This window comes from Stenotrophomonas sp. 82F1, from assembly GCF_056861525.1.
In genome coordinates, this window is record NZ_JBSPUD010000019.1 from 74,784 (window position 1) to 101,707 (window position 26,924).

The 26,924-nt window shown below is 67.4% G+C and carries 28 protein-coding genes; 13 read left to right on the forward strand and 15 right to left on the reverse strand.

Annotated features, from left to right (window positions below; genetic code table 11):
* Positions 1-5 precede the first annotated feature (5 nt).
* The gene (locus AC13GI_RS16710; RefSeq protein ID WP_099820468.1) at positions 6-635 is read left to right on the forward strand and encodes a lysophospholipid acyltransferase family protein; all 630 of its coding nucleotides are present in this window, start codon (positions 6-8) and stop codon (positions 633-635) included.
* Positions 632-1,627 (forward strand): phosphatidate cytidylyltransferase, encoded by a 996-nt coding sequence (locus AC13GI_RS16715; protein ID WP_099820469.1) that lies wholly within the window; start codon positions 632-634, stop codon positions 1,625-1,627. Before AC13GI_RS16710 ends, AC13GI_RS16715 begins: the two co-directional genes overlap by 4 nt.
* A 92-nt stretch (positions 1,628-1,719) precedes the next feature.
* Here the strand turns inward: AC13GI_RS16715 and fis are convergent, their stop codons facing one another.
* From fis to prmA, 3 genes are all read right to left on the reverse strand, one after another.
* A complete protein-coding gene (fis, locus tag AC13GI_RS16720; protein ID WP_006397198.1) occupies positions 1,720-1,995 on the reverse strand; it encodes a DNA-binding transcriptional regulator Fis in 276 nt (91 codons plus the stop codon).
* Between the two features lie 115 nt (positions 1,996-2,110).
* Positions 2,111-2,860 (reverse strand): DUF3426 domain-containing protein, encoded by a 750-nt coding sequence (locus AC13GI_RS16725; RefSeq protein ID WP_099820470.1) that lies wholly within the window; start codon positions 2,858-2,860, stop codon positions 2,111-2,113.
* Positions 2,861-2,902: 42 nt separating this feature from the next.
* On the reverse strand, positions 2,903-3,823 hold the full coding sequence (gene prmA / locus AC13GI_RS16730; RefSeq protein ID WP_380653013.1) for a 50S ribosomal protein L11 methyltransferase: 921 nt from the start codon (positions 3,821-3,823) through the stop codon (positions 2,903-2,905).
* Between the two features lie 163 nt (positions 3,824-3,986).
* Here prmA and AC13GI_RS16735 point away from each other — a divergent pair, with 163 nt between their 5' ends.
* Positions 3,987-4,952 carry a hypothetical protein gene (locus tag AC13GI_RS16735; protein ID WP_482996869.1) on the forward strand — a complete coding sequence of 322 codons (966 nt, stop codon included), beginning with the start codon at positions 3,987-3,989 and terminating at the stop codon, positions 4,950-4,952.
* A complete protein-coding gene (locus AC13GI_RS16740) occupies positions 4,949-5,323 on the forward strand; it encodes a hypothetical protein (RefSeq protein ID WP_099820473.1) in 375 nt (124 codons plus the stop codon). Before AC13GI_RS16735 ends, AC13GI_RS16740 begins: the two co-directional genes overlap by 4 nt.
* 136 nt (positions 5,324-5,459) lie before the next feature.
* Here AC13GI_RS16740 and accC read toward each other — a convergent pair whose 3' ends face one another.
* From accC to aroQ, 4 genes are read right to left on the reverse strand one after another with little or no spacing between them, the layout of a single operon-like run.
* On the reverse strand, positions 5,460-6,827 hold the full coding sequence (gene accC, locus AC13GI_RS16745) for an acetyl-CoA carboxylase biotin carboxylase subunit (RefSeq protein WP_099820474.1): 1,368 nt from the start codon (positions 6,825-6,827) through the stop codon (positions 5,460-5,462).
* Between the two features lie 12 nt (positions 6,828-6,839).
* The gene (gene accB / locus AC13GI_RS16750; protein ID WP_180165303.1) at positions 6,840-7,331 is read right to left on the reverse strand and encodes an acetyl-CoA carboxylase biotin carboxyl carrier protein; all 492 of its coding nucleotides are present in this window, start codon (positions 7,329-7,331) and stop codon (positions 6,840-6,842) included.
* A gap of 54 nt (positions 7,332-7,385) precedes the next feature.
* A complete protein-coding gene (locus AC13GI_RS16755; RefSeq protein WP_346579800.1) occupies positions 7,386-7,808 on the reverse strand; it encodes a lysozyme inhibitor LprI family protein in 423 nt (140 codons plus the stop codon).
* The gene (gene aroQ, locus AC13GI_RS16760) at positions 7,805-8,257 is read right to left on the reverse strand and encodes a type II 3-dehydroquinate dehydratase (RefSeq protein ID WP_380652972.1); all 453 of its coding nucleotides are present in this window, start codon (positions 8,255-8,257) and stop codon (positions 7,805-7,807) included. The genes AC13GI_RS16755 and aroQ overlap by 4 nt, the downstream gene beginning before the upstream one ends.
* Positions 8,258-8,549: 292 nt before the next feature.
* Here aroQ and AC13GI_RS16765 point away from each other — a divergent pair, with 292 nt between their 5' ends.
* Together AC13GI_RS16765 and AC13GI_RS16770 are read left to right on the forward strand one after the other, a co-directional pair.
* A complete protein-coding gene (locus tag AC13GI_RS16765) occupies positions 8,550-9,890 on the forward strand; it encodes an acetamidase/formamidase family protein (protein ID WP_482996870.1) in 1,341 nt (446 codons plus the stop codon).
* A 46-nt stretch (positions 9,891-9,936) separates the two neighbouring features.
* On the forward strand, positions 9,937-10,764 hold the full coding sequence (locus tag AC13GI_RS16770; RefSeq protein ID WP_482996883.1) for an isocitrate lyase/PEP mutase family protein: 828 nt from the start codon (positions 9,937-9,939) through the stop codon (positions 10,762-10,764).
* Positions 10,765-10,775: 11 nt separating this feature from the next.
* Here AC13GI_RS16770 and AC13GI_RS16775 read toward each other — a convergent pair whose 3' ends face one another.
* The gene (locus tag AC13GI_RS16775) at positions 10,776-11,177 is read right to left on the reverse strand and encodes a response regulator (RefSeq protein ID WP_482996871.1); all 402 of its coding nucleotides are present in this window, start codon (positions 11,175-11,177) and stop codon (positions 10,776-10,778) included.
* Positions 11,178-11,367: 190 nt separating this feature from the next.
* Here AC13GI_RS16775 and AC13GI_RS16780 point away from each other — a divergent pair, with 190 nt between their 5' ends.
* Entirely contained in the window at positions 11,368-11,964 is a 597-nt protein-coding gene (locus AC13GI_RS16780; RefSeq protein ID WP_482996872.1) for an NAD(P)H-dependent oxidoreductase, read from the forward strand.
* Between the two features lie 48 nt (positions 11,965-12,012).
* Entirely contained in the window at positions 12,013-12,576 is a 564-nt protein-coding gene (locus AC13GI_RS16785) for a TetR/AcrR family transcriptional regulator (protein ID WP_482996884.1), read from the forward strand.
* 20 nt (positions 12,577-12,596) lie between these two features.
* Here AC13GI_RS16785 and AC13GI_RS16790 read toward each other — a convergent pair whose 3' ends face one another.
* Entirely contained in the window at positions 12,597-13,130 is a 534-nt protein-coding gene (locus tag AC13GI_RS16790; RefSeq protein ID WP_482996873.1) for a hypothetical protein, read from the reverse strand.
* Between the two features lie 68 nt (positions 13,131-13,198).
* Positions 13,199-13,996: a D-alanyl-D-alanine carboxypeptidase family protein gene (locus tag AC13GI_RS16795; RefSeq protein ID WP_482996874.1), complete on the reverse strand. Its 798-nt coding sequence runs from the start codon at positions 13,994-13,996 to the stop codon at positions 13,199-13,201.
* Between the two features lie 83 nt (positions 13,997-14,079).
* Here AC13GI_RS16795 and AC13GI_RS16800 point away from each other — a divergent pair, with 83 nt between their 5' ends.
* Both AC13GI_RS16800 and AC13GI_RS16805 read left to right on the forward strand, forming a co-directional pair.
* Positions 14,080-14,634 carry a GIY-YIG nuclease family protein gene (locus tag AC13GI_RS16800; protein WP_482996875.1) on the forward strand — a complete coding sequence of 185 codons (555 nt, stop codon included), beginning with the start codon at positions 14,080-14,082 and terminating at the stop codon, positions 14,632-14,634.
* A 243-nt stretch (positions 14,635-14,877) separates the two neighbouring features.
* Positions 14,878-15,780: a LysR substrate-binding domain-containing protein gene (locus AC13GI_RS16805; protein ID WP_482996876.1), complete on the forward strand. Its 903-nt coding sequence runs from the start codon at positions 14,878-14,880 to the stop codon at positions 15,778-15,780.
* Positions 15,781-15,816: 36 nt separating this feature from the next.
* Here AC13GI_RS16805 and AC13GI_RS16810 read toward each other — a convergent pair whose 3' ends face one another.
* The 3 genes from AC13GI_RS16810 to AC13GI_RS16820 all read right to left on the reverse strand — a co-directional run bounded on the left by AC13GI_RS16810 (position 15,817) and on the right by AC13GI_RS16820 (position 18,567).
* Positions 15,817-16,533: a transporter substrate-binding domain-containing protein gene (locus AC13GI_RS16810; protein WP_482996877.1), complete on the reverse strand. Its 717-nt coding sequence runs from the start codon at positions 16,531-16,533 to the stop codon at positions 15,817-15,819.
* 61 nt (positions 16,534-16,594) lie between these two features.
* Entirely contained in the window at positions 16,595-18,118 is a 1,524-nt protein-coding gene (locus AC13GI_RS16815) for a carotenoid oxygenase family protein (protein ID WP_099820487.1), read from the reverse strand.
* Positions 18,119-18,144: 26 nt separating this feature from the next.
* Positions 18,145-18,567 carry a DUF2141 domain-containing protein gene (locus AC13GI_RS16820; protein WP_482996878.1) on the reverse strand — a complete coding sequence of 141 codons (423 nt, stop codon included), beginning with the start codon at positions 18,565-18,567 and terminating at the stop codon, positions 18,145-18,147.
* A 148-nt stretch (positions 18,568-18,715) separates the two neighbouring features.
* Here AC13GI_RS16820 and AC13GI_RS16825 point away from each other — a divergent pair, with 148 nt between their 5' ends.
* Entirely contained in the window at positions 18,716-19,816 is a 1,101-nt protein-coding gene (locus tag AC13GI_RS16825) for a sensor histidine kinase (RefSeq protein WP_482996879.1), read from the forward strand.
* Positions 19,813-20,451, forward strand: coding sequence for a response regulator transcription factor (locus AC13GI_RS16830; RefSeq protein WP_099820490.1), 639 nt, complete (start codon positions 19,813-19,815; stop codon positions 20,449-20,451). Before AC13GI_RS16825 ends, AC13GI_RS16830 begins: the two co-directional genes overlap by 4 nt.
* A gap of 15 nt (positions 20,452-20,466) precedes the next feature.
* On the opposite strand, the gene AC13GI_RS16835 is transcribed toward AC13GI_RS16830, so the two are convergent.
* Complete coding sequence (locus AC13GI_RS16835) at positions 20,467-21,300, reverse strand: arylamine N-acetyltransferase family protein (RefSeq protein ID WP_482996880.1); 834 nt, start codon at positions 21,298-21,300, stop codon at positions 20,467-20,469.
* 202 nt (positions 21,301-21,502) lie between these two features.
* On the opposite strand from AC13GI_RS16835, the gene AC13GI_RS16840 reads away from it, so the two are divergent.
* Positions 21,503-24,040: a methyl-accepting chemotaxis protein gene (locus tag AC13GI_RS16840; RefSeq protein ID WP_482996881.1), complete on the forward strand. Its 2,538-nt coding sequence runs from the start codon at positions 21,503-21,505 to the stop codon at positions 24,038-24,040.
* 86 nt (positions 24,041-24,126) lie between these two features.
* Here AC13GI_RS16840 and AC13GI_RS16845 read toward each other — a convergent pair whose 3' ends face one another.
* Positions 24,127-26,652, reverse strand: coding sequence for a PepSY domain-containing protein (locus AC13GI_RS16845; RefSeq protein ID WP_482996882.1), 2,526 nt, complete (start codon positions 26,650-26,652; stop codon positions 24,127-24,129).
* Positions 26,653-26,924: the final 272 nt, after the last annotated feature.

A 26,924-nucleotide genomic window follows, 5' to 3' on the forward strand; every position in this document is an offset into this window, starting at 1 on the left:
TGCCGATGTTCGCTGAACTGATCGCCCGCGCCTGCAGTGCGGCCATCCACGTCGTGACCGGCGCACGCGCGCTGTGGGTCGGCTGCGCGCCGTCCAGCGAGCACCGCGTCTACTACGGCAACCACGCCAGTCATGGTGACTTCGTGCTGATCTGGTCGTCGATGCCGCCGGCACTGCGGCGCCAGGTGCGGCCCGTCGCCGCCGCCGAGTACTGGCAGCGCGACGGCCTGCGGCGCTATCTGATCGACGCGGTGTTCAATGGCGTGCTGGTGGAACGCGAGGCGGGCAACCGCCACCAGGATCCGCTGCAGGTGCTGCGTGACGCGGTGGATGAGGGCTGTTCGTTGATCCTGTTTCCGGAAGGCACGCGCAACATTGGTGACGAGCCGCTGCTGCCGTTCAAGAGCGGCATCTACCATCTGGCGCGGCAACGCCCGGAGCTGGAGTTCGTGCCGGTATGGATCGACAACCTGAAGCGGGTGATGCCGAAGGGGCGTTTCCTGCCGCTGCCGCTGCTGTGCACGGCGACGTTCGGTACGCCGCTGCGCCTGCAGGCCGATGAGGACAAGGCGGCGTTCCTGTCGCGCAGCCGCCAGGCGCTGCTGGCCCTGGCCCCGAACGGAGGCCGCGCATGAGCTTCATGATCGATATGTCCGGTGATCTGGCCGCGCGCAGCGTGGGCCAGCAGACCGGCCTGCTGTTTGCCGGCGTAGGCGCGGTGCTGGTGCTGGCCACGCTGGTGTCCGAAACCCTGCGCTGGCGCCAGCGCGGCACGCCCAGCGCAGTGATCGCCAATCTGGTTTCGCGCATCCGCGCGTGGTGGGTGATGGCCATCGTGGTGGGGCTGGCGCTGTTCTTCGGTCGCGCCGGCGTGATCGTGCTGTTCGCGATCATCTCGCTGTTCGCACTGCGCGAATTCATCACCCTGGCACCGACACGATCAGGCGACTACTACGCGTTGCTGGCCGCGTTCTACATCGTGCTGCCGTGGCAGTACTACCTGGTGTGGATCGACTGGTATGGCATGTACACGCTGCTGATCCCGGTGTACGCGTTCCTGTTCCTGCCGATCCTGGCCACCATCGGCGGCGATACCACTCACTACTTGGAGCGCACGTCGAAGGTGCAGTGGGGCCTGATGATCTGCGTGTTCTGCATCTCGCACGTGCCGCTGCTGCTGAACCTGCGTGTGCCGGGCTACGATCCGGCGCGCAACGTGCTGCTGTTCGCCTTCCTGGTGATCGTGGTGCAGTCGTCGGACGTGCTGCAGTACATCTGGGGCAAGCTGCTGGGCAAGCACCTGATCGCGCCGAAGCTGTCGCCGTCGAAGACGGTGGAAGGCTTCGTCGGCGGCGTGCTCTGTGCCAGCGCGTTGGGTGCCGCGCTCTGGTGGATCACCCCGTTCACGCCGCTGCAGGCATTCGGCCTGTCGCTGCTGATCAACCTGATGGGGTTCTGGGGCGGCCTGGTGATGTCGGCGATCAAGCGCGACCGCGGCATCAAGGACTGGGGCAACATGATCGAGGGCCATGGCGGCATGCTCGATCGGCTGGATTCAGTGTGCTTCGCCGCGCCGGTGTTCTTCCACGTGGTGCGGTACTACTGGAAGGCGGGCGGCGGCGGGTGATCCGGCGGACTTCCATCCACGCATGGGGTGGATCTACGGGAACCAGGTGGACCCGGAATCGGTAGCGCCGGGCCATGCCCGGCGGGCGGCGCTTACGCGCTGATGCCGTATTCCTTCAGCTTCTTGCGCAGGGTGGCACGATGGATGCCCAGCATCGCCGCCGCGCGGCTCTGGTTGCCTTCGCAATGGTTGAGCACTTCCACGAACAGTGGAATCTCCATCTCGCGCAGCACGATCTCGTAGACATCGTCCGCATCGCAGCCATCGAGGTCGCGCAGATAACGGCGCACGGACTGGGCCACATGTTCGCGCAGCGGTGGCCGGGCAGCGCCACGACTGTTGTCAGGACGAGAAAGGACAGCGTTCAAGGGGGTTCCCGATCTGGTTGGTCCATGCACGCGGGGCGCCGGACCGGATGAGGTGATGGCGGTCAGTCTAGCGCGAGCGTGCCCGACCTGCCACGGCCGGGCGGCCCGGCCCAGGTCAAAGGAACTCGAAGGTGAATGCGACCGTGGATGCGGCAGGCTCCTGCACGCGGAAGGCGATGCGTGCGCTTTGTCCCGGTTCCAGCGCGGCCGCACCCGGGTTTTCACCGAGGTACTGCGCCGGTGCGAACACGCCGGTGCCGATCACCCGACCATCGGCATCGGACAGCGACAGGCGCAGATCCGGCCATGCCTGCGGCCAGCGCGCGTCGTTGCGGATGCTGGCCTGGATCTGCAGCACGCCGGCCTGGGCCGGCAACGGGCGGATTTCACGGCTGGTCATGGTGAATGCAGTGGGCTCGCGCCAGGCCGGCAGCGTGCAGCGCAGCACGTTGCACAGCGCGCTGATCCACGGCCGGGTGCCGGCATCGGCGGCCAGCCGTGCACGATCGGCCAGCACGCTCTGCAGCAACAGCAGCAGCGCCAGTGCGGCCACCAGCAGCCAATGCCAGCGAGGGGTTGGCAGTGCGCGCGGGCGCACGCCGAGGAAGCTGGGCGCATCGGTGGCGGTGACGGCGATGCCGGGCGTGGCAGTGGGCGCCGGCTCGATGATTGGATCATCGGCGGGCGGCGGTTCTGTTGCTGTTGCCGCCGCGATGTCCGTTGCCGGGTCGAGGTCGTCGATCACCGGCGCTGCATCGGGCGGCCCCGGTTCTCGCGGTGCCGTGGTCTCAGGCGCGACATCGCGCCCCGGCGCGGTGCGCAGGAACGTGGCCAGGGGACGGCGCGGTGGGTTCGGCTCGGACATGCTCAGGGCGCGGGCTCGGATCCAGCGGTCATTCAACCACGATCAGGCGCGGCGTACGCCGGTGATGCGCATCCAGTCGCCATCCTGGGTGGCCTGCAGGTCGTCGAACCATGCCGCATAGCGCTGCAGCAGTTCGTCTTCCTGGCCATGCAGGATGCCCGACAGGGCGATGCGGCCACCGGTGGCGACGCGGGCGGCCAGCAGTTCGGCCAGTGCATCCAACGCGGAGGCCAGGATGTTGGCGACCACGATCGGGTAGGTGGCGACCGGTTCGTCCTGCGGCAGGTACACCTGCATGCGTGCCTGTTCGCCATTGCGTTCGGCATTGTCGGCGGTGGCGATCAGCGCCTGCGGGTCGTTGTCCACGCCGATGGCCTGGGCGGCACCGAGCTTCAGCGCGGCCAGGGCGAGAATGCCCGAGCCACAGCCGAAGTCGAGCACGCGCTGGCCCTGCAGCTGGCCATCAACGGCCAACTGGTCCAGCCAGCGCAGGCACAGCGCGGTGGTCGGGTGGGTGCCCGAGCCGAAGGCCAGGCCCGGATCCAGGCGCACGATGGCGGCGTCGGCAGCCTGCGCGGCCTCCGGCAGCTCATGGTTCCACGGCACGATCCAGGTACGGCTGCCGAAGTCCATCGGCTGGAACTGGTCCAGCCACGCGCGCTCCCAGTCTTCGTCTGCCACGGCGCGGAAGCTGCCGTTGCTCCAGTCCAGTTCCGGGTCGAAGGCTTCCAGCGCGGCCAGCAGCAGCAGGGCGTTGCTGTCGGCCGGGAACAGCGCGCTGAGCACCAGGGTATCCCACAGCGGGGTCTCGCCCACGCCGGGCTCCAGGATGGCCTGCTCGTTGCTGGTGTCGGCTTCGGCATCAAGCAGGGTCACCGCCAGCGCGCCGATGTCCTCCAGCGCATTCTCATAGCGGGGCTGGGTGGCTTCGGTGCAACGCAGGGTCAGTTCCAGGAACGGCATGGCGGTGAGGGCAATCGCGGGAAAGGGGGCCATGCTAGACCATCGGGGCGTCTCCGTATTGCCTGAGATGCCACCCCGGGATGAACGAAGCCGATTCAGACAGGCCTCACGGGCCTTGCTAAACTCGGCGCTTTCCTGTGCGCCGTACCACCGACCGTTGCCGATGGCTTTCGCCCCGACCCTGAAAACCTGGTTGCTCGTCCTGCCGGCCGTGGCCGTGCTGGGCGTGGCCGGTTATCGGGCCAATGGCCACGGCCGGGACATGGACGCGCGCGTCGACGTGCCGCTGGCTACCCAGGCCAGCGATGCGCAGGGGGCGCTGGCACCGGTGATGCCGGAAGCGCTGGCACGCCGCCTGGCTGCTTTCGAACGGGGCACCGCGCTGCCTTCAGGCCTGCCGCTGGATATCCGCGCCGACATCGAAGATGCCACCGATCTGTACGCCTACGCGCAGCGACTGCGCGTGCAGGCCGACCAGGGCAACCATGAGGCGCGGTGGATGCTCAGCCGGGTCTATGACTACTGCGCGCAGTACGCCGTTGATCCGGGCGGCTATCGCCTGGACAACAACGTACTGGCCGGCCTCGGCCTGGGTGCCGCACCGGTGATGGTGGCGGCGCGCGAACGAGTGGCGCAGCGCTGCGGTGGCTTCGTGCCCGGCGACAAGCTGGGGCCGGCGCTGGTGCTCGGTGAGCGTCGTCGTGCGGCCCAGCAGGGCAACCTCGCTGCCGAAGCGGCGCTGTTTGCCGAAGGTGAGCCGTTGCACGACAACGAGCAGTACCGCCGTGATCTGGTCGAGCGCGTGCGTACCTCGCGCGATCCGGAAGCCTATATGGCGATCGCGCCGGGCATGGGATTGCGCGCGGCCGGCGACAAGGCGCTCACCGGCATGGTCGCCGGTGAACAGCTGAGTGAACTGGCATGGCGGGTTGCGGCCTGCGAACTCGGTCTTCCCTGTGGAGCCGACAGCGTGCTGGTCAACAGTTTTTGTGCGAATGGAGGGATCTGTTCGCCGGATGGAACGCAGGACTTCCGTGAATTTGTGTATGACGCCGCGGTTTCGCGGCAAGGTGCGGGGAAAATGAAGGAATGGATCAAGCGATTGATTGGAACGAGGGACGGGCGATGAACTACCGTCGATTCCTGCATGGGGCCAAGTTCTGGTTCTGGGTGGTGTTGTTCGTGGCGTACTCGGCCGGTGCCGTGGGCCTGCTGATGATCGACACCTACGAGGACCGCTACCGGCGCCTGTCGAAGGTGGAACTGACCTCGGTGAAGACACAGGAAGACGTGCGCCGCGCCGGTGCCAGCCAGGTGGCCGCCGTCTACCGCGCGCAGAGCGGCGTGCCGTTCTCGTCGTTGCCGGCCGGCAGCACCTTCCAGGTGGTGTGGCCCGATGGCTCCAGCGAGACCATGGTGATCGTCGATCCGACCTCGCCGAACGGTGTGCGTCCCTTGGCGAACTCGCAGATTCCCGCGGAAGTCGCCGGCAAGCGTTGAAGCGGATCCAGCAGGGCCGGGCCATGCCTGGCTTGCCGGAAAGCAGCCGAGCATGGCTCGGCTCTACAGAAAGCAAAAAGCAGAAAAGGGCGGGGAAATCCCCGCCCTTTTCATGTGTGGCAACAACCGCAGCCGATCAGGTCAAGGCGATCGGCTTGCTCTTGCGCTCGGCAAGGCGCTTTTCCAGATAGTGGATGTTCTGGCCACCGGCCTGGAAGCCCTTGTCGCGCATGATTCGCTGCTGCAGGGCGATGTTGGTCTTGATGCCATCGACCACCATCTCGCTCAGCGCCACCCGCATGCGGGCGATGGCGGTCTCGCGGTCCGGACCGTGCACGATCAGCTTGCCGATCATCGAGTCGTAGTTCGACGGCACGCGGTAGCCACTGTAGATGTGGGTATCGACGCGCACGCCGGGGCCGCCCGGTGCGTGGAAGCCGGTGATGGTGCCCGGACTCGGCACGAACGTTTCGGCGTCTTCGGCGTTGATGCGGCACTCGATCGCATGACCGCTCAGCACCACGTCGCTCTGCTTGATCGACAGCTTCTGGCCGGCAGCGATCTTCAGCTGTTCGGCGACCAGGTCGATGCCGGTGACCATCTCGGTGACCGGATGCTCCACCTGGATGCGGGTGTTCATTTCGATGAAGTAGAAGCGGCCGTCTTCGTACAGGAACTCGAAGGTGCCGGCGCCGCGGTAGCCGATGCGGATGCAGGCTTCCACGCACACCTTGCCGATCTGCTCGCGCTGCTCGGTGGTGATGCCCGGTGCCGGTGCTTCCTCGACCACCTTCTGGTGACGGCGCTGCATCGAGCAGTCGCGCTCGCCGAGATGGATGGCATTGCCCTGGCCGTCGGCCAGAACCTGGATCTCCACGTGACGCGGATTCTCCAGGAACTTCTCCATGTAGACCTCGCCATTGCCGAACGCGGCCTTGGCCTCGCTCTTGGTGGTCTCGATGGAGGTCTTCAGCGAGGCTTCGGCATGCACCACGCGCATGCCGCGGCCACCGCCGCCACCGGCGGCCTTGATGATGACCGGGTAGCCGATCTCACGGGCGATCTTGGTGTTGGCGACGATGTCATCGCCGAGCGGGCCGCCCGAGCCGGGCACGCACGGCACGCCGGCCGACTTCATGGCGCGGATCGCTTCGACCTTGTCGCCCATCAGGCGGATGGTGTCTGCCTTCGGGCCGATGAAGATGAAGCCGGACTCTTCCACGCGCTCGGCGAAGTTGGCGTTCTCGGACAGGAAGCCATAACCCGGGTGGATGGCCTGGGCGTCGGTGACCTCGGCCGCGGCGATCAACGCCGGGATGTTGAGGTAGCTTTCCGCCGACGGCGCCGGACCGATGCAGACCGATTCATCGGCCATGGCCACGTGCTTGAGGTTGCGGTCGACCGTGGAGTGCACGGCCACCGTGCGGATGCCCAGGGTATTGCACGCGCGCAGGATGCGCAGCGCGATTTCCCCTCGGTTGGCGATGACGACTTTGTCGAGCATGGCAGCCGCCCCTTAGCCGATCACGAACAGCGGCTGGTCGAATTCCACCGGCTGGCCGTTCTCGCCGAGGATGGCGACGATGGTGCCCGACGCATCGGCTTCGATCGGGTTGAACATCTTCATCGCTTCGATGATGGCCAGGGTCTCGCCGGCCTTGACCTGCTGGCCGATGCTGACGAACGCCGGCTTGTCCGGAGCGGACGAGGCGTAGAAGGTGCCGACCATCGGCGAGCGCAGCACGTGGCCTTCCGGCAGGGCGTTGCCCGGCTTGGCGGTGCCGCCGGTGGAGGCTTCGGTCGGCGACTGCATCGGCATTGCCGGGGTGGCCGGCTGGGCGACGGCCGGGGCGGCCATCATCATCTGCGGCTGGGCCTGCATCATGCCGTAGCCGGACACCGGAGCGCGCGACAGGCGCACCGACTCTTCGCCTTCCTTGATTTCGATTTCAGCCAGGTTCGACTCTTCCAGCAGGTCGATCAGCTTCTTGATTTTGCGGAGATCCATGGTGGCCTCTTTGCTCTTTGATGTCAGTGTGGTGGGAAGCGCGTTGCGCTCGGGTCAAAGCAGTTCGTAGAAGTCACGCAGCTGCCGGGTGCGGTCGCGCGCGAGGGTGATCAGGCAGCGCATCTGCGCGCCGTTGCGCGCGGTGCCGTCGGAATTGAGGGCATACACCGCCTGGCAGTCGTGGTCGCGCAGCTGCATCCATGCGCGCTGGGCCAGCACCAGTTCCTGCTCGGCGTTGCCGCAGTAGCTGCAGCTGCCGCCGTTGGCCGGCGTGCGCAGCTGCCTGCGGGCCTGGGCGTAGACGGCGTTGAGTTCGACGTCGGCGGCCGCTGCCACGTCCGAGGCGCACAGGTCGCTCTCCATCGTGGTGGTCGGGTGCGCGCAGTCGATGCCTTCGGCCTCACGGTCGGACGCGGCGGCGATGCCGCACAGGCCGGCCCACAGCACAACGCTGGCGAGGACGCGCGACAGGCTCATGACGCGGCGGCAGCCTGCACGCGTGCCAACGCCGCATCCATCGCATAGCGGTAGCTGTCGGCACCGAAGCCACACACCACGCCAACGGCCTTGTCGCTGAAATAGCTGTGCTGGCGGAAGGGCTCGCGGGTATGCGGGTTGGACAGGTGGATCTCGATGAACGGCACGGCCACGGCCGCCAGCGCATCGCGCAGGGCAACCGAGGTATGGGTGAAGGCGGCCGGGTTGATCAGGATGAAGGCGGTTCCGTCGTTGCGTGCGGCCTGAACACGATCCACCAGCACGTGCTCGGCGTTGGACTGCAGGCTCTCCAGCGCATGACCTGCGGCAGCGGCCTGGGCGGCCAGCGCCTGGTCGATGTCGGCCAGCGTGGTGTGGCCGTAGACCTCCGGCTCGCGGGTGCCGAGCAGGTTGAGGTTGGGGCCATGCAGGACCAGCAGCTTCGCCATGGGATCCGATTGACGGGAAAGGGCGGCAGTCTGGCGGAAGCTGAGGATGCTGTCCAGTTCGGCGAAATTAGTGGTGTTTAAAGCGGTCGTTTGAAAAATGCCATCGTCCGCTTGGTTGCATGGCGGACGCGTGCTGGAAGGCTGCCTATAGATAGTGGAAATTGCGCCTGCCGACCATCCCCCTTGCCGGGGCGATGCCGCCGGGCCGCATTACGTTCGACACTGCGGAGGTTGCCAGGGTGTTCCTACACTGCGTCAACCCGCCATGTCGGCGCTCCTGGATGCCTGCGCCGTGCCTATTTCCCCACGCTTGCCCGCACTGCTGCTGGCACTGCTGCCTTTGAATGCGCTGGCTGCCGAACAATGGATCGTTGCCACCGACCTGTGGGGCAACAGGAACTACCAGACCCTGCATCTGGACGTGCATGACGGGCGTATCGTCGGCCGGATGGACGCCGACCCGGTCATCGGCACCCTCGGCGCCGGGCAGATGCTGTTCACCGCCACCGACAGCCAGGGCCAGCGCTACCAGTTCGATGGGCGCATTGACGGTACACGGATGCAGGGACAGAGCGATCAGCCGGACACCAACAACCGCGACGCGCGTGCCGTCCACGCCTTCAGTGCCTGGAAGGTACCGGCGCGGGGCTCGACCGCACCGCAGCGCCATGTGTTCACGCCGACCGACTATTCCAATACGTTCAGCGCCGACCGCGCGCCGGTGCTGGTGATCTGGCCGGGGGACTCGGTGCAGACCCGCACGCTGGATTCCGGCGGCGTCGACGAGAAGGGCATTACCCGTGCGCTGTTCGGCAACCCGCAGGTCGGGCCGTTCTTCGTGGTCGGTGCAGAACGGGGCGATACGCTGGCGATCACGCTCACTTCGCTGAAGCTCAACCGCGACCACGCCGACAGCCTGGATGGCCTCGTGGGGCGCTTGAAGACGCCGCGGGTGGCCGCCGAAGCCAGCGAGCTGGGCAAGCCCGTGCGCTGGCAGCTGGACCGCAGCAGGGGCGTCGCCCGTCCGCAGGGAGCCAGTGGTGGCCTGCGGCATTTCGAAGTGCCGGTGAAGCCGATGCTCGGTGGCCTGGCGCTGGCGCCCGGCTTCGGTTACCCGCCGTTTTCCACCGGCGATACCGCCGATTTCGGCGGCAACATGGATTTCAACGCCGTGGTTGAAGGCAATACGGTCTACCTGCCCGTGCAGCAGCCTGGCGCCCTGATGTACCTGGGCGATGGCCACGCGCTGCAGGGCGATGGCGAAACCACGCAGTGGGCGCTGGAGACGTCGCTGGATGTGGAGGTGAAGGTCGAGCTGCTGAAGCAGCATGCGATCGCAACGCCGCGGGTGGAATCGGCAACGCAGATCATGACCCTGGGCCAGGGCGGCTCCAGCGATGATGCGCTGCGCATCGCCACCTCGGGCATGCTGCAGTGGCTGCGCCAGGCCTATGGATTGACGTTGTCCGAGGCGACCCAGGTGCTGGGCGTGGCGGTGCAGTACCAGGTGGCCAACCTGGCCGGGCGCAGTGTTGGCGTGGCGGCGAAGGTGGACAAGGCGGTGCTGCAGGGGCTGCCGTTGCAGACGACGGCAGAACCGGGTGGCGGCGCCGCGAAGCGCGCTGCCAAGTGACCGTTGCCCTGTTGGCAGTTTGGGAAGGCGTATGAACCAGGAGTCCGTGATGAGTGTCGACGCGATCCAGAACCGCCGGGCTGCCTTCAGGGCACTGCATGCATCCGGTTGCTTCCTGCTGCCCAATCCCTGGGACGTCGGCAGCGCCGTGGCGCTGGCGCGGCTGGGTGCGCAGGCACTGGCCACCACCAGCTCCGGCCATGCCTGGGCCCACGGGCAGCCTGACGGGGCGATGGGGCGCAGCGAGATCCTGGCCCATCTGCGCACGATGGTGGCGGCAACCGATCTGCCGGTGAACGCCGACTTCGAAGATGGTTTCGGCAGCAGCCCGGAGGCGGTGCACGAGAGTGTGTCGATGGCGATCGCCACCGGCGTGGCCGGCCTGTCGATCGAGGATTCCACCGGCGATGCGGAACATCCGCTACGCAGCATCGAAGACAGCGTGGCCCGCCTCCGCGCAGCGCGCCGTGCCATCGACGAAAGCGGGCACGACGTGATGCTGGTGGGGCGCGCGGAAAACTTCTTTGTCGGGCGCCCCGATCTGGACGATACGTTGGCCCGCATCCGCGCCTATGCGCAGGCGGGTGCCGATTGCCTGTATGCGCCTGGCATCCGCAGCGCAGCGCAGATCCGCGCCGTGGTGGATGCCGCCGGTGGTAAGCCGGTCAACCTGCTGATTGCTTCGCCCGGGCAGATGACGCTGCAGCAGGCGGCCAGCCTCGGCGTGCGCCGGGTCAGTGTCGGCGGTGCGCTGGCCCGCAGTGCGTGGGCGGGTTTTCTCAGGGCATCGGAGCAGATGCTCGGCAGCGGATCATTCGACGGGCTGCCGGGCACCCCGTCAGGTGCCGAGCTCAACGGGTTGTTCAAGCCGTAGTTACGGGCCGGTCAGTGCGACGGTGCAGGTGAGGGGGGCGTCCTGCCGAGCGCTTCACGTACCGCGCGCTGCAGGCCCTGCACATGGAACGGCTTGGCCAGGAACGGCGCACGCCGATGCCTGACTGGCACCAGCTGGTCGTATACCGCCGAAGCGAAAAGATAGGGGATGCCGAGCTCGAGCAGCCGATCGGCAACGGGAAACACCACGCCGTCACGAAGTTCCACGTCCAGCACGGCGCCATCGAAGTGGTCACTGTCGAGCATGCCCAATGCCTCGAAGACACTGTTGGCGTGGGCGATCTCATTGCCTTCGTCGGTCAGGGCCTGTTCCATCAGATCGGCCAGATCGAGCTGGTCTTCCACAAGGAGCAGGCGCGGAAGCGTCGTGGGTCGTTCATTGTTGCTTTGCATGGTGTGATGTCGTGCGAATGCTGCGGTGGTGCGGCAAGCATCCCCTGACAGGCATCAAGACGATGGCAGCCCGGCGTGGCTGTAATGTGCACAAGCGTGGCCGCGATGCGCGACAGCATTCCACCGATGGTGCTGGTGCTGGCGGCAATCATAGTTACCATTGGTAACTAATGAACTGCCAGAGCCCGTCATGCATACCCATATCGTCGTAGCCCACCCTGAACCCTCCTCGCTCACCCATGCCGTGGCCGCGCGGATCGGCGAGGCGATCGTCAACGCCGATGCCGGCAACACGGTCACCACCGTGGATCTGATGGCGGAAGGCTTCGATCCACGCTTCAATGCGCAGGACCACGCGTTCTTCCGCAGGACCACCACGCTGCCGGCCGATGTGGCCGCCGAGCACGCGCGGCTGGATGCGGCCGACACGCTCGTGCTGGTCTACCCGCTCTACTGGTGGTCGTTCCCGGCGCTGCTGAAGGGCTGGATCGATCGCGTGTTCACTCAGGGCTGGGCCTATGAGGAAGGCGCCGATGGCAAGGTGGAAAAGAAGCTGCAGCGGCTGCAGGTGCATCTGGTGGGGCTGGGCGGCGCCGGCCAGGAGATGATCGACCGGCGTGGCTATGGCGAGGCGATGAAGGCCCAGATCGACCAGGGCATCTTCGATTACTGCGGAGCGCCGGTGCTGTCATCCACGCTGCTGCTGGATGCCGACAGCGGCATGGCCGAAACGCATCTGCAGACGGCGGTGGACATCGGACGTAAGATCGGAACCCCCGCGCCCTGACGATCTCCCTTGCCTTCCAGACCTGCCGCGCCCGAGCCCCGTCGCCGCCTGACCCGCGAACAGCGTGCCCGCCAGCTGCTGGACGTGGCGTGGGCGCTGGTCGGCGAAGAGGGCACCGATGCGCTGACCCTGGGCCGCCTGGCCGAGGCGGCCGGCGTCGCCAAGCCGCTGGCCTACGACCATTTCGAAACCCGCAACGGTTTGCTGGCTGCGCTGTATGCCGACTATGACCAGAGGCAGACCGTGGTCTTCGATGAGCGCATCGGCAGCGCGAAGGCGCGGCTGAAGGATCGCGCGCACGCCATCGCCTCCGGCTACATCGATTGCGTGCTGTCGCAGGGCAGCGAGATCCAGGACATTCTCGCCGCGCTGGCGGGATCACCGGAACTGCGTGCGGTGCGCCGTTGCTATCAGCAGGATTTCATCGACAAGTGCGCGCAGTGGCTGGGCCCGTTCGCAGCGGGAGAGGTCGTGCCAGCCGCCGGCTTCTGGGCCATCCTTGGTGCCGCCGAAACCCTGTCTGAAGCGGTTGCGGCCGGTGCGGTGGAACATGCGGCCGCCGAGGCCGAGCTGGAGCGCGTGATCGTCGCCATCGTCAAGCGCAGCGCCTGAATCGTGTGGACGAAGCCCGCCTAGAGTCGCTCGACGCTGAGCGGTGGCAGGGGCACGTCGGGCTGCAGGTCCGGCAACAGCTGTCGCAGCAGCTCCGGCATCGCCTGCATCGCGGCACCATCGATGTAGCGCCACTGCGTACCGCCCACCGGGCGGATGGCGATCATGAAGGCGAGGCTTTTCACGGTCTGCGCGTCGACGGTGAATACCGTGGTCCGCGGCACGAAGCAGACTTCTTCGTCGCCGGCAGCATAGGTGCGGGTCGGTTCGCCGATATCATCGCTGATGATCTTCAGGCCCAAGTCGTCGAGCGCCTTCATCGTTTCGCGCGTGGCCTTCACATACGCCGCATCGCCGCCGGCAAACCGCTTCACGCTGGGATGCGTGCGCTCGATCATGGCATCGGTATCGCTGCGGGCGAACGTGGACAGCAGCGATCGCACATCCTGCTGCAACGCGTCGGTCTCGGCAGGGCTGAGTTCACCGGCATGGGTGAGTGCCGCAGAGAACGTGCAGAACAGCGCAAGCATCCAGCACAAGAGACGTCGATCCATCGATGGGGTACTCCTTCGGGCGCTGGACTATAGAGCGCATTGCCCGTGGTGTCTGCCCGGTCTGCCCGTCACACACGCTGGGCCTCGGCCGCCGCGGCAATGGCAAAGCCCGCATCAAGCTGCGCCCGCACCTGCTCATCGCGCGACGCACGGGAATCAGCGCCCAGCACCACGTTGATCAGGCGCAGCGGCAGGGCGTGTCCAGCGCACCTGCGACGGGCGGTGGCCGCCAGGCAGAAACCCGCAGCCTGGGTGTAACCGGTCTTCAAGCCATCCACACCGTTCTCGCCGAGCAGGGCGTTCTGGTTCGCCTTCTGCAGCGTGCGGTGCGCGAAGCTGCGCTGTGCGGTGATTGCCAGCAGATCGGGGTAGCGGGCAAGCAGGTGGGCGGCCAGCATCGCCATGTCGCGCGCGGTCGACAGATGGCCCGGGGTGGTGATGCCGGACGCGGAGATGAAGTGCGTATCGTGCAGGCCCAGCGCCCGCGCGTGGTCGTTCATGTGCTGCGCGAACGCCGCCTGCGATCCGGCCAGGTGACGGGCCAGGGCGAGCGCGGCATCGTTGCCGGAAACCACCATCAGGCCCTCCAGCAGTCTGCCGAGGGCGATGCGTTCGCCGGGCACCAGGCCCATCCGCGTTTCATCGTCGGCCACCTCGTGTACGTCGCACGGATCGATGGCGATGGTGTCCGACCACGAACCACCCGACTGCGCGAGCAGGTCATACGCGGTGTAGGCCGTCATCAGCTTGGTCAGCGAGGCCGGCGGTCGTCGCAGTTCCGCATGCTGCCGCTGGAGGATGTCGAGGGAGAGGGCATCGATCGTGATCGATGACACCGGCAGGCGAGGGGCGTGTGATGAAGGCATGGCGTGCAAGCGTAGCCGGAAGCCTGCCTGTCATGGGCATTGGCTGCACATCCTGCGAATGCCCGTCAGGTGATCCTGTGGCCATGGACTCCGATATCCGCATCGATGGCCGCGTGTTCGCCTACGTCTTTCCCTGTGCCTGGGAGGACTACGCGAAGATTGGTTTCTCGCGCGATCCGCTGGGCCGGATCAGTGCGCTGCATCGGCGCTGGTTCGAGTTCTTCGATCTGGAAGCGGGGGCGCTGGTCGAAGCGGAATCCGAGCGCGATGCGCGTGATCTGGAACTGCAGTTGCGGCGGCCCTTCAAGCTGCATCGTGCGCCGGCGCCGATGACGGTGCAGGACAAGGCTGGCGGGCGCACCGAATGGGTGCGCGGGGCCAACGCCGCATTGGCCGAGGCGGTACGTGCGCTGGCACAGCAGGGCTATCGCACGTATCCGCTGCGGCCGTGGCTGCGGGCGGCGATGGTCCAGCGTCTGGACCGGCTGCATGACTGGGCCGCAGCGCAGGTGCCGGAAGAGGAAAGCCTGCGCTCCCCCGTCGGAGTGGCCGCACTGCGCGACGCCATCGATGCATATCGCGCGCTCGCTATCGATCCCGAGCCGTGGTTGCCGGAGCACCTGCAGCGCGGGTGGTGACACTTCCCGAGGTGGCCGGGACGTTGGCCGGTCGCGGTGCCCGGCGCGCATCGGGCGCTGCGGGAACTGGTTCGGCCAGACGCTGGGCCAGGGCGACGTTGGTCACGTGACCCTGCAGGAACAACAGACCGCTGAAGATGTTCATGATCGTTCCTCCACTTGAGTGGAATGCACGATACGGGCAGCATGGGGGTGCAAAAAGCGACATTTCCGCAAGGTCGACTTGAGAGGAATTCAAGGCTTATGTCCCGCCCCCCGCTGCATGCCCTGCAGGGCTTCGTCGCTGCCGCACGCCTGGGCAACCTGTCCCGCGCCGCCGCGTCGATGAACCTGACGGTCAGTGCGCTCAGCCATCAGATGCGCCAGCTCGAAGAGCGCCTGGGCCAGCCGCTGCTGATACGGCAGGCGCGGGGTGTGGCCTTGACCCTGGAAGGGCAGCGCCTGCTGGATCAGGTCGGCCCCCACCTGGATGCGATCAACGACGCCTTCCAGCCCTACGCTGCGCGACCCGAGCATGTGCTCACCCTCAGCGCCGTGCCGTCGATGGCCAGCGCATGGCTGGTGCCACGGCTGGGCAACTTCGTGGCCGCGCATCCACAGATCGAAATCAATCTGCAGTCGAGCGAGCGGCTGATCGACTTCGACCGGCAACTGCAGTTCGATGCAGCGCTGCGGCTGGGCAGCGGACAATGGCCGGGACTGGTGGTGGAACCGTTGTTCGACGAATGGCTGCTGCCCATGGCCAGCCCGGCACTGATCGAGCGCATGGGCGGCATCGGCCACGTCCCGTTGGCGCAGTGGCCGCTGCTGGGAGACCCCGACGGCGCGTGGGGCGCATGGTTCGCGCTGATCGGCGAACGCCCGCCTGCGCGGTTCGTGGCGGTGCTGGATGATTCCGAAGCCCACCATCGCGCGGCACTGGACGGCGTTGGTGTTGCACTGGGGCGGGTCACGCGGGCGCGGCTGCTGCTGGATTCCGGCCAGTTGGTTGCGTTGTCGGACCTGCGCCTGAAAACCGCGTGGCCGCATTGGCTGGTGTATCCGCAGCGCTCGGTGCGGCACCGTGGTTTCCTGGCTTTCCGCGATTGGTTGCATGCGCAGGCCGCCGAGCACGTGCGGCACATGCAGGCCGCAGACGCGGGTTAGCGCCCGTCGCGCAGGCGCGATGCTGTGGCGTGTGCGTCAGCGCACCAGCGTGACCGCCTGCCCGGCACGTGCGAAGGCCTCGCCCAGCAGCGGCCCGGCCTTGATCGTTTCCACTTCGGCGAACAGTGCCTGCAACGCCGCCGCGGATCGTGCAACGGGCGCTGCGACCGCCTGCTGGATGACGGTGAAGCGATCTGCCAGCACGCGATGGCCGGGGTGTGCCTGTGCCCAGGCCTGCAGGGGCTGGCGTACGCCGGCCGCGGCATCCAGCCGCTGCTGGTCGAACAGGGTGATGGCGGCGGCCGAGGTGTCGGCACGTTCAATCGTTGCCTGGCGCAGCTCGCGGCTGAGGAACAGATCGTAGGCGGCGCCGCGTCCCACCGCGATGCGCAGCCCGCTGCGATCGAGGTCTGCAACCTGTCGTGCTGGACTGTCATCGCGCACCAGATAGGTGCCTTCGATCTCCACATAGGGCTCGCTGAAGGCAATGCGGTCGGCGCGCGCCGGGTCCACTGCCAGGAAGGCCAGGTCCCACGCATCGTCGCTCGCTGCTGCCACCACCGATGCGGCCGCGTCGTGGCAACTGAAGCGGGCCTGCACACCCAGCCGCTGCGCCAGCGCGGTGGCCAGTTCCACCGATGGCCCGCGTGGTGCATCGGCGTCGCCCTGGGCCAGCACCGGGTTGCCGAGGTTGATGGCAACGCGCAGGTAGCCGAGTGGGGCCAACGCATGACAGTGATCGGCCAGGGACATGGTGGACTCCGTTACGGCGGGCGGTCCAGCATGCCATCAGGCCCGTGCGCGCGGCGTCGGCTCAGCTGCGTGCCACGAACGTTCCGTGGAAGCCCAGTGGCACCGCGTAGGGCAACCATGCCTGCACTACAGGGCCGTCCTGCACATGCCGTGCATCGAGGACGGCGATGCCGCTGCGCGCGTTCACCGGGTCCAGCAGGGTGCCGACCAGCCAGCCGTCATCGGCATCGCGGCTGCCCGGTCGCGGCACGAAGACATGTTCCTCGGCCAGGATGTCGGTACCGTAGCGCCAGACCTGGCGGCGACCACGGTCGACATCGAAGGCCGCGACCGCATTGAAGTACGGCGCCGTTGCCGGGCCCTCGACCGTCGGTGCATACAAGCGTGCGCCGCGGTTGCCCGCCGTACGTGGATCGAACAGCGGAAACTCGATCGTGCTGATGCCGGTGTCCTGCCAGTGCGCTTTGCCACGGCGCATGTCCAGATGCAGTTCGACCAGCGAGGTGCGTCCGTTGCTGGCATGTGCACCGTCGCCGGCCATCGCCTCCTTCATCGGCGAGCGTGCTTCATCCATGTTGTCGCGGCGCACGGCGCGCAGCACGATGCCGTCCCCGCGCTGGTAGGCATCGCCAAAGTGATAGATCGCCGCGAACGGAGCTTCGAACCACTGTGCCTTGTCCGGGGCATCCTTGGCTACCACGGCAATGCGCGCGGGGCGCTGTGGAGCGAACTGCATGCGCTCGAAGAAGCTGCCGCCAGCCGCGTTGAAATCGAACGGCGCCAGCACGAACACCAGGTGCTGATCAGTCATCGCAAACGCATGCAGATAGCCGCGCTCCGGCGTCTGGATCACGTTGGCGCTGCGCAGCTGGCCATCCTTGCCGATGTGCCAGACCAGCAGGCCGGCGCCGCCGAGCAGGCTGATCGAGCCGAAGTTCCAGAGGCTGCCGTCGCGGTCGACCAGCGGATGCGCCGAGAAGGGCAGCGCCGCCAGATCCGGCCGCCAGGTGACCGGGCCGAGGGTGTCGAGCGTATCCGGGTGCACCTCGAACGCCGAGCCCGACTCGCACAGTGCGAACAGGCGGCCGTTGATGCCGATGACCGACGTATTGGCGACGTTGGCATCATCGTTGTTGCGCACCGCCTGGGCATTGGGAATGCTGGTGCCGGTGGCGGGATACAGGAAGCGCCCGGCCTTCTGTTCACGGGTGAACTTGGGCGTGGCCACCATGCGCGCGCGATGGCTCAGGGTGCCGTCGCCGTTGAAGTGCCAGCCGTGGACCATGCCGTCACCATCGAACCAGTGGTCGTAGCGCAGGCCGTTGCGCTCGCTCCAGGCCGGGCCATTGCGGTACAGCGTTCCCGCCAGTCCGGTCGGCAACCGTCCCTGCAGATCCACCGTGGCCGGCCCCAGCGTTTCGCTGGTCACGCTGCGCCATCCCAGCAGCCACGGATGCGCCTGTACGCCTTCGGCGAACTGTGCAGGGTCGTTGGCGAACGCGGGCGCGCTGCGCAGGGCCGCCGCGCCCAGGGCCAGGCCGGCGGTGCTGCTGATCAGGGTACGGAGGAAGCGGCGACGGTCCATGGCAGGTCTCAGGCGGAGTGGAAGGATCAGCGCAGGCTGATGTCAATGGCGGTGCCGCTAGCCGGCACGCTGAAACGCGCTTCATCGAAGGTCGGCTTGCGCATCACCTGCGGGTTGTTGCTGAAGCCATAGCCCTCCACCGGCATGCCCACCAGGTTCGTGTCGAGCGTGCCGTTGTCGTTCTCATCATGGGTCAGCAGCACGGCGTAGTCGCCGGCCGGCAGGTCCTTGAAGGTGAAGTGCGCGCTGTCGCCCTGTGGGCGTGCCTGCTGCGCCTGAACCGGCGCAGCCTTGCCGTCCCAGGCCGCAGTGGTATTGACCAGCGCGACACGCAGGGTGCCGGTCTGGGCGCGGACGTCATGCACGTTGACGGCCAGCTCGGCGGCGGCGGCATTGGCGGCCAGCGACAGGCCGGCGAGGGTGGCGGAAAGCAGGATGGTGCGGATCATGGCGGTGGCTCCGTGGGCGGTGTGTGGCCAGTCTGTGCGGCCGCACGCGCAGCGATCAGGGCCAGTGGTCATCGATTCGACGTGCCAGAAGTCACTTTATGCGCCGCACCCATTGCCGAGCGGCCACCGCTGCCCGCAGCATGCAGTCATGCCCACCTTCTTCCGTCATCTGCTGCGACCGCTCAGCCTGGCTGGCCTGGTCACCATCCTGGTGGTCGGTCTGACCCTGGGCGTGCACACCCAGGGTGCGGGCCTGCGCTGGGCGGTGCTTGGCCTGTTCCTGCTGTTGTTTGCTGCGCATTCGCAGCTGCCCACCCGCCAGGGCGTGCGATTGATCGCCGGTATCGTGCAGGCCGGGCTGGCGGTGGCCATGGTGGCGCTGGAACCGCGTACCGGCACCGCGCCGATCCTGCTGGTGGTGCTGGTTGCACAGCTGGCCGAGCACTGGCCGCCGCGGGTGGTGCTGGTCATTGCGCTGGCCGCCAACATGGCGCTGTATGCGGTGCTCAGGCAGGCGGCCTTTCCGCAGCCGTTGATGATCGTGCTGCTGTACGGCGGCTTCCAGGTGTTCGCTGCGCTCACGGCGCACTACGCGCGCAGCACCGCACTGGCCCGCGATGCGTTGGCCCGGGTCAATGCGGACCTGCTGGCCACGCGCGCGCTGCTGGCCGACAGTGCGCGTGATGCCGAGCGCCTGCGGCTGGCGCGTGAACTGCACGACGTGGCCGGACACAAGCTCACCGCCATGCGCTTGAACCTGCGCGCGCTGGCCGCCGATCCGGCGCTGGCCGGATGCGATGGTCTGCTGTTGGCCGAACAATTGTCCGGTGAGCTGCTGACCGACATCCGCCAGGTCGTGCAGTCGATGCGTGATGATCGTGGCCTGGACCTCGACACCGCGCTGCATGCGCTGGCTGCGCCATTTCCACGCCCGCGCCTGCAGGTGCAGATTGCCGAAGGCCTGCGGGTGACCGACCCGCAGCTGGCCGAGACGGTGCTGCGCCTGGTCCAGGAAGCATTGACCAATGCCGCACGCCACGCCGATGCCGGCACCGTGTGGTTGACGATGACCGAAGAGGATTCCCGCTTGCGTGTTGATATCCGCGATGACGGCCAGCGTGCCGAGCGCATCAGCGAAGGCAATGGCATTGCTGGTATGCGCGAGCGTCTGGCCGTGATGCAGGGCGAGCTGCAGCTTGCGCGCACCGAGCAGGGCGGCATGCACCTGATTGCACGGTTGCCGGCATGAGCACCGCGGCGATCCGCATCGCACTGGCCGACGACCAGGCACTGGTGCGCGCCGGCCTGCGCGCGTTGCTGCAGGGGCTGGGGATGCAGGTGGTGCTGGAAGCCGAGGATGGCCAGGCACTGCTGCAGGGGCTTGCCACGCACCAGGTGGACGTGGTGCTCAGCGATATCCGCATGCCCGGCCTGGATGGCATCGAGGCACTGCGCCAGCTGCGTGCGCGTGGCGACAGAACGCCCTGCCTGCTGCTGACCACCTTCGACGAGAGTGACCTGCTGCTGCGTGCCAGCGAGGCCGGCGCGCAGGGTTTCCTGCTCAAGGACGCAGCGCCGGCAGACCTGCGCGAGGCCATTGAGCGGGTCGCTGCCGGCCAGACGCTGCTGTTGCCGGTCAGCACCGAACCGGTACGGGCACGTTATCGATTCCATGACGAAGCGCCGCCCAGCGATACCTTCGGTGAACGCGAAGTGGCGATCCTGCGGTTGCTGGCCGGTGGCTACAGCAACAAGGAAATCGCGCGCAGCCTGTTCCTGGCCGAGGGCACGGTGAAGAACTATGTATCCAGCCTGCTGGACAAGCTGGGTACGCGTGATCGCACCCGTGCGGTGCTGAAGGCGATCACCCTGCGCATCATCTGAGCGCCGACAACGGCGCTACACGGACGCGGCCCGCGACCGCTGCAGCCAGTCGGCGATGGCCGGATCCAATCGCGGATCATCCGGAAGGCGCATGCCGAAGCCCTGCTGCAGCACCTCGCGCACGTCCTGTACATCACGCAGCGGGCGCTTGGCCGGCACCTGGCCCGGGCGATATTCGGTGTAGTTGCCGCTGCCGATGGTGCGTCGCCAATCCGGCCCGGTCAGTGATGCACGCAGTTGGCCGGGGAAGCTCGACTGCGGATGCGTACACACGTACCAGTTGCCCACTTCGTTATCGATCGGCGCCGGTGGCTGCAGGTCGAAACGGTACAGCGGCCGCCAGTCGTCACCGGCCTCAGAGGCGAGCATGTAGTCGCCATCCTCCAGCCGCTGCACGCGGTAGCGCTCATGCGGTGTCTCCTGGACTGCGGTCTCATGCAGGCGCAGTGGCACGGTCGGGGTCAGGCTGCCGAAGCCGGTATCGACCAGCCAGTCCTCGCCCAGCAGATGCACCCGCAGCAGCAGGTGCGTACGCGCGGTCAGCTCGCCATCGGCGGCTGACAACAGCACACGTGCGCTCAGTGGCTGCGCATCGAAACCCAGGGCCTGCAGCAGGGCCAGGAACGCGCCATTGAGTTCGAAGCAGTAGCCACCGCGCTGCGCGTGCAGCAGCTTGTGCTGGACGCTGTCCAGGTCGATGGCGACCGCGTCGCGCAGCAGGCTGGTCAGGGTCTCGAACGGCAGCAGGGCGTTGTGGCGCTGCTGCAGCAGGGTCAGCCCGGCCAGGGTAAGCGGTGGTGGGGCATCCAGCTGCAGGCGCTGCAGGTAACGGGAGACGTCGACGGACATGGCAGGCACCACGGGCAGGGGTCTCCACTGTGCTACCGCAACCGGGGTTGAGGTCAAGCGCGGCGCGCCGGTGTCATCCCCCGGTCGCCTGCGGCCGGTACAACAGCGACGACTGGCCACTGCCCGCGGCAGGATTCAATCCACCGCTAAAGTTCTGTTGAAACCGGCCGATACAGGTGCGTCCTTCCGCCTGGAGCCTGTCATGTCGGCCGTCGTTCCCCACCTTCGGTCCCTGCGTAGCCGCGTTGTCGGGTTGCGCTCCCGTTTCCCTGGCCTGCTGCGCTGGCTGCAGCCACATCGGCTCAGCGTTGCCGACAAGCTCAAGGCGACGTTGCTGGTCTGCAGCCTGGGCCTGGTGGCCATTGCCGCCGTCCATGCCTGGACCAGCCATGCGAGTACGCAGGCGGCCCGTGACCAGGCCAGCTACCAGCACGGCAGTGACCGCGTTGCTTCGCTGGCGGCGCGGGTGGCCGAGGCCAGGCGCCTGCAGACCCAGTATGCGCGCAGTTTCGATGCTGCGGACCGCAGCCAGTTGCTGGCCACGCAGCAGATGTTGAAGCAGGACCTGCAGGCGTTGCGCGGCATGCCGATGGATGCGGGCCGGCGCAAGGCGCTGCAGGCGATGGCCGAGGCGGTCGATGCCTTCTCACAGGGCATCGCCGCATTGTTCGAGCGGGTGGATGAGATGGGACGCGGCGACGCCGGCCTGGCCGCGCAGCTGCAGCAGGCTGCCGACGCGCTGCAGGCGCAGGTGGATGCGCTGGAGCGGCCAGCGCTGTCCCTGCATGTGCAGCGGATGCGGCGCCAGGAAGCGTTGCTGCTGCTCGATGGCGATTCCACCCACGCCGATCGCGCCAGCGAAGAAAAGCTGCCCTTCGACCTGGCATTGGCTGGCCTGCCCGCCGAGGTGCAGGAACGCATACGCAATGGCATGGAGGCCTACCAGGCTGCATTGCTGGGCTATACCGCCGCGCGCGTCGGCCTGGACGTGGAGGCGCAGTCGCTGCTCGAGACCGCAGCGGCCGTCGGCCCGGCACTGGCCGCGTTCCAGCAGGCCCAGGTTGCGGCACTGGAACAGGCACAACTGCGTCAGCGATCGGGCGCAAGGATGGCCAGCGTGCTGTTCGTGGCTACCCTGCTGCTGGTGGCCGGTGTGCTGATCACCAGCCTGGTGCTGGTGGTACGTGCGGTGCGTCGGCCGATCCAGGACACCCTGCGCTTTGCAGGCGATATCGCGGATGATCGGCTCGACACCACGCTGCGCGTGCACAACGCCAATGATGAGATCGGTCAGCTCGCGCAGCGCCTCGTCGATATGCAGCAGCGCCTGCGTGCGCGGACCGAGACCGAACGCGCGGTGGCACGCGGCAACACGCGCGTGCGGCAGGCGCTGGACAGCGCCCAGACCGGCCTGATGGTGGTTGATGCGGAAGGGCGGGTGGCCTACGCCAACCCGGCGCTGCTGCAGTTGCTGGATCATTCCGCAGAGACATTGCTCGGCAGTGACGCGGTCCGCCTGCATCCGGCGCTGGCGGGACTGATCGGCGTCCGTCAGCGCGAAGAGCGTGAGATCGGCCACGCCGGCACCCGCTACCAGTTGATCGCCAATGCCATCGTCGAGGACGAGCACTTCCTTGGTGTCGCGGTGGAATGGCGCAGCCGCGCGCTGGAAACGCTGCTGGAAACCGAAGTGGCGGCGCTGGTTGATGCGGCGGCGCATGGCGAGCTGCAGGGTCGCATCGCGCTGGAGGGCAAGCAGGGTTTCGTACGCACGCTGTCGACCAGCATCAATCGCCTGCTGTCCACCTTCGAGACCAACCTGGGCGACCTGCAGGCGCTGCTGGCCGCGCTGGCACGCGGCGACCTGAGCGTGCGCATGGAGGGCGACCTGCAGGGCGTGTTCGCGCGCATGCGGGATGATGCCAACGCCACTGTCGCGCAGCTGGGCCACATCGTCACCCGTATCCAGCAGGCCACTGTGCGCCTGGATGTGGGCGTGGGCGAGATCGTTTCCGGCCATCACGATCTTTCCCAGCGCACCGAGCAGCAGGCGGCCAATCTGGAGGAAACCGCGGCATCCATGCATGAGCTGACCGACACCGTCGGCCGCAATGCCGACGCGGCGGGGCTGGCCGATGGACTGGTACGCGACGCCGCCAGGGTTGCCGAGCGTGGCGGCACTGCGGTCGGCCAGGTGGTGGCGACCATGCAGGGCATCAGCGCGTCGTCGCGGCGCATCGGCGACATCATCCAGCTGATCGATGGCATCGCCTTCCAGACCAATATCCTGGCCCTCAACGCGGCAGTGGAGGCCGCGCGTGCAGGCGAGCAGGGCCGCAGCTTCGCGGTGGTGGCGGCCGAAGTGCGCCTGCTGGCCCAGCGCAGTGCGGATGCGGCCAAGCAGATCAAGGGGCTGATCGAGGATTCGGTGGCGCAGGTTGGCCAGGGCAGTACGCAGGCCGAGCAGGCGGGCACGACGATGGACGAGATCGTCAGCAGCGTGCAGCAGTTGGCCGGGCTGCTGGCCGGTATCCGCAGTGCCTCGCACGAACAGCACGCGGGCATCGCCCAGGTGAACCAGACCATCGTGCAGATGGAGGCCAGCACGCAGCGCAATGCGAGCCTGGTGGAAGAAGCCGGCGCATCGACCGCGCAGATGCAGGCCCAGGTGCAGGCGCTGGCCGAAGCGGTGGGCGTGTTCCGAATACAGCCCGAGCGTCGGGCGCGGGCGGCGGCGTGATGGCCTGATCGCCTTCGCCGGGCATGGCCCGGCGCTACCGTTGAAACCCAGGACGGGTAGCGCCGGGCCATGCCCGGCGAACGGACTCAATACACGTCGCGCCGGTAACGTCCGTTCTCAAGCAGCGTTTCCACCGCGTCATCGCCCAGTGCCTCGCGCAGCACCTGGTCCACGCCTTCGGCCATGCCGTGCAGCGATCCACAGACATGGATCACCGCACCGCGTGCCAGCCACGCGTGCAGCTCATCCACCGCGGCGCGCAGTCGATGCTGCACGTAGCTGCCATCGTCGATATCACGCGAGTACGCCTGATCCAACCGCCGCAGGTGCGCGTCAGCCTGCCATCGGATGATGTCCTCGGCGAACAGGAAGTCGTGCGCGCGCTGGCGCTCGCCGAACAGCAGCCAATGACCGTGCTCACCGTGATGCGCCGCTTCGCGCAGCAGGCTGCGCAGGCCGGCGATGCCCGTGCCATTGCCGATCAGCACCATTGGTGCACCTGGCTGCCGATGAAAGCCCGGGTTGCGATGCACGCGGGCCGCAACCGCACCGTCCAACGGCGCATGCAGCGCCAGCCAGCCCGAGCCCAGGCCGGCGCGGCCGGCTGCGTCGTGGACCAGCCGCACCACCAGCTCCACTTCGCCATCGGCGGCGCATGAGGCGATGGAGTACTCACGCCCGGGCAGTGACGGCAGGCCTGACAGCCACAGCCCTGCATCCTGCACCTGCAATGCGTTGCCGGGTTCGGGCAGCACCCGTTCGCTGGCCAGTTCCCGCAGCGTTCTGGTACCACCGTCGATCAGTACCGGTTGCAGGGGATCCAGGCCATGCGCCCGAAGCACCGCGTGCACATGCAGCGCGTCGTGGCGTGGTGCGATGTGCAGGATGTCGCCGGCCCGCCAATCGACGTCGGCCGGAGGTGCCAGGCGGATCTTCCAGATCTGGCCACCGACGCTGCCGGCGTTGAGCAGGGTGCGGCCGAGCAGACGCCAGTCATGCATCACCGTGGCCGCTGGCAGCACGTTGTCATCGGTGTCGATGCCGGTCAGCGCGGCCAGTTGCAGCTGCCACTGGCGCAGTGCCGTCACCGAAGCCGCATCGACATCGATTCGCGCGAACAACGGCTGCGCACCCGCGCGGGTCAGCCAGTCATCCATCTGCATGCCGAACCCGCAGAACCGTTCGTACTGGTGGTCACCCAGCGCGAGCATGCCGTAACACAGCCCGGCAAGGTCCGGCAGCTGTGCCAGCAACTGGCGTGCGCTGCGCCGTGCGTTGTCCGGGGGTTCGCCATCACCGAAGGTGCTGAGCACGAACAGCGCCTGTGTGGTGGCCTGCAGCTGCGTGGCAGTCACGCGCGCAAGCGGCAGTACCTGCACCCCGTGGCCGGCCGCCTGCAGCTGTGCCGCCGCACGCCAGGCCAACTGTTCGGCCAGGCCGCTCTGGCTGGCATGCACCACCAGCCACGGCGTGCCGCCGGTGTGGTGTGTTGCTGCCGGAACGGTCTGCCGCAGCGCGCGCGCGGCGCGCTGGCCGCGGCGGCGGTCCAGGTACAACAGCCAGCCGGTGATGAAGAACAGGCACATGCCCAGGCTGCTGAGCATCACCACGATGCGTCCGGGCATGCCGAAGAAGCTGCCCGAATGCAGGGCGAACATGCTGGTGGTGAGCTGGCCGCCGGCCCCCTGGCGCGCGTAGGGGCGCGCGTCGAGAACGGCGCCGGTGGCCGGGTCGAGCTGCAGCAGGTCATGTGCGCGGTCATGGTGGCCGCCGCGCTGCGCGGGATCCGCCGACATCACCCGCACGTTGAGTGCTTGGCCGGGCTTCTCCGGCAGCCGCAGGTCGATGAAGCCCTGGCGCACACCCGGCAGCGCATACAGCGTGGCCTCGACGTTGTGCAGATCGAGGGACAGATCGGTGGCGAGTGTGTGCTTGGCGGGGGGCGCGACACCCAGCAGCTGGGTCAGCCCGTTGCGGTACCAGTCGAACGACCACCACAACCCGGTCAACGCGCTCATCAGGTAGATCAGCAGCACCCAGGTGCCGATCACCGAATGCAGGCTCCACAGGAAGCCGCGGCCCGTGCGCGCCCACTCCACCGCCAACCAGCTGCGCCAGTGCCACCAGCGACGTGGCCAGCGCAGGTACAACCCGGACAGAGCGAAGAACAGCAGGGCGATCGCGCAGCTGCCGGTGATCCACGAGCCGCGCTCGCCGGCAACCAGATGACGGTGCAGGTCCTCGACGAAATCGAAGAAGGCCTGCCCGCGCAACGCGCTGAAGCGCTCGCCGCTGTAGGGGTCGAAATACACCCAGTGGTCCTTGCCACCGGCAAAGCGTGCAACAGACGGCCGCTGGCCGCTGGCATCCACCCGCAGGCGCTGCAGCGGCCGCTCGCTGCCTGCCTGCAGCAACGGCACCAGTTCACTCAGGGCGAGCGGCTGCTGGTTGTCGGCATGGTGTTCGGCGATGGCGGCGAAGCCGGGATTGGCTGCGCGCAGCAGCTCATCCTCGAATGACAGGACGGCACCGCTCAGGCCCATCACGGCCAGGATGGCGCCAGCGCTGATGCCCAGCAGCCAGTGCAGTTGGAACAGGACGTTCTTGAACATCGGGATCGAGGGCCGTCGAGGCTGCCGCCCGCATCCTGCGCAACAGCAAATGAGAATTAATCTCGTAATTCTCCGGGGCTCGGGCCGCTGCGGTCAAGGAGGGGTTGCCGGCAGGGCTGCGCCCTGCACCTGCAGAGGCAGGGGCCACTGCAACAGCAACAGCAACAGCCGAAGCTGGTTTCCTGAGGGTAGGCGGGGTGGGTCCGGTTGCGGGGGCCGCTGCAAGTACGTCCATGTAAGCTCGGTCGCCGCATCCATGCGGCTCACGCCCC

Bases quoted from the DNA above. Each gene is read 5' to 3' on its own strand.
- AC13GI_RS16830 (WP_099820490.1), top strand. From the start codon at position 19,813: ATGAGCACCGCGGCGATCCGCATCGCACTGGCCGACGACCAGGCACTG.
- AC13GI_RS16725 (WP_099820470.1), bottom strand. From the start codon at position 2,860: ATGTCCGAGCCGAACCCACCGCGCCGTCCCCTGGCCACGTTCCTGCGC.
- accC (WP_099820474.1), bottom strand. From the start codon at position 6,827: ATGCTCGACAAAGTCGTCATCGCCAACCGAGGGGAAATCGCGCTGCGC.
- prmA (WP_380653013.1), bottom strand. From the start codon at position 3,823: ATGCCGTTCCTGGAACTGACCCTGCGTTGCACCGAAGCCACCCAGCCC.
- AC13GI_RS16775 (WP_482996871.1), bottom strand. From the start codon at position 11,177: ATGCAAAGCAACAATGAACGACCCACGACGCTTCCGCGCCTGCTCCTT.
- AC13GI_RS16780 (WP_482996872.1), top strand. From the start codon at position 11,368: ATGCATACCCATATCGTCGTAGCCCACCCTGAACCCTCCTCGCTCACC.
- AC13GI_RS16795 (WP_482996874.1), bottom strand. From the start codon at position 13,996: ATGCCTTCATCACACGCCCCTCGCCTGCCGGTGTCATCGATCACGATC.
- AC13GI_RS16735 (WP_482996869.1), top strand. From the start codon at position 3,987: ATGGCTTTCGCCCCGACCCTGAAAACCTGGTTGCTCGTCCTGCCGGCC.
- AC13GI_RS16740 (WP_099820473.1), top strand. From the start codon at position 4,949: ATGAACTACCGTCGATTCCTGCATGGGGCCAAGTTCTGGTTCTGGGTG.
- AC13GI_RS16755 (WP_346579800.1), bottom strand. From the start codon at position 7,808: ATGAGCCTGTCGCGCGTCCTCGCCAGCGTTGTGCTGTGGGCCGGCCTG.
- AC13GI_RS16810 (WP_482996877.1), bottom strand. From the start codon at position 16,533: ATGTCCCTGGCCGATCACTGTCATGCGTTGGCCCCACTCGGCTACCTG.
- AC13GI_RS16835 (WP_482996880.1), bottom strand. From the start codon at position 21,300: ATGTCCGTCGACGTCTCCCGTTACCTGCAGCGCCTGCAGCTGGATGCC.
- AC13GI_RS16820 (WP_482996878.1), bottom strand. From the start codon at position 18,567: ATGATCCGCACCATCCTGCTTTCCGCCACCCTCGCCGGCCTGTCGCTG.
- aroQ (WP_380652972.1), bottom strand. From the start codon at position 8,257: ATGGCGAAGCTGCTGGTCCTGCATGGCCCCAACCTCAACCTGCTCGGC.
- AC13GI_RS16840 (WP_482996881.1), top strand. From the start codon at position 21,503: ATGTCGGCCGTCGTTCCCCACCTTCGGTCCCTGCGTAGCCGCGTTGTC.
- AC13GI_RS16800 (WP_482996875.1), top strand. From the start codon at position 14,080: ATGGACTCCGATATCCGCATCGATGGCCGCGTGTTCGCCTACGTCTTT.
- AC13GI_RS16790 (WP_482996873.1), bottom strand. From the start codon at position 13,130: ATGGATCGACGTCTCTTGTGCTGGATGCTTGCGCTGTTCTGCACGTTC.
- accB (WP_180165303.1), bottom strand. From the start codon at position 7,331: ATGGATCTCCGCAAAATCAAGAAGCTGATCGACCTGCTGGAAGAGTCG.
- AC13GI_RS16845 (WP_482996882.1), bottom strand. From the start codon at position 26,652: ATGTTCAAGAACGTCCTGTTCCAACTGCACTGGCTGCTGGGCATCAGC.
- AC13GI_RS16715 (WP_099820469.1), top strand. From the start codon at position 632: ATGAGCTTCATGATCGATATGTCCGGTGATCTGGCCGCGCGCAGCGTG.
- AC13GI_RS16710 (WP_099820468.1), top strand. From the start codon at position 6: ATGTTCGCTGAACTGATCGCCCGCGCCTGCAGTGCGGCCATCCACGTC.
- AC13GI_RS16815 (WP_099820487.1), bottom strand. From the start codon at position 18,118: ATGGACCGTCGCCGCTTCCTCCGTACCCTGATCAGCAGCACCGCCGGC.
- AC13GI_RS16805 (WP_482996876.1), top strand. From the start codon at position 14,878: ATGTCCCGCCCCCCGCTGCATGCCCTGCAGGGCTTCGTCGCTGCCGCA.
- AC13GI_RS16825 (WP_482996879.1), top strand. From the start codon at position 18,716: ATGCCCACCTTCTTCCGTCATCTGCTGCGACCGCTCAGCCTGGCTGGC.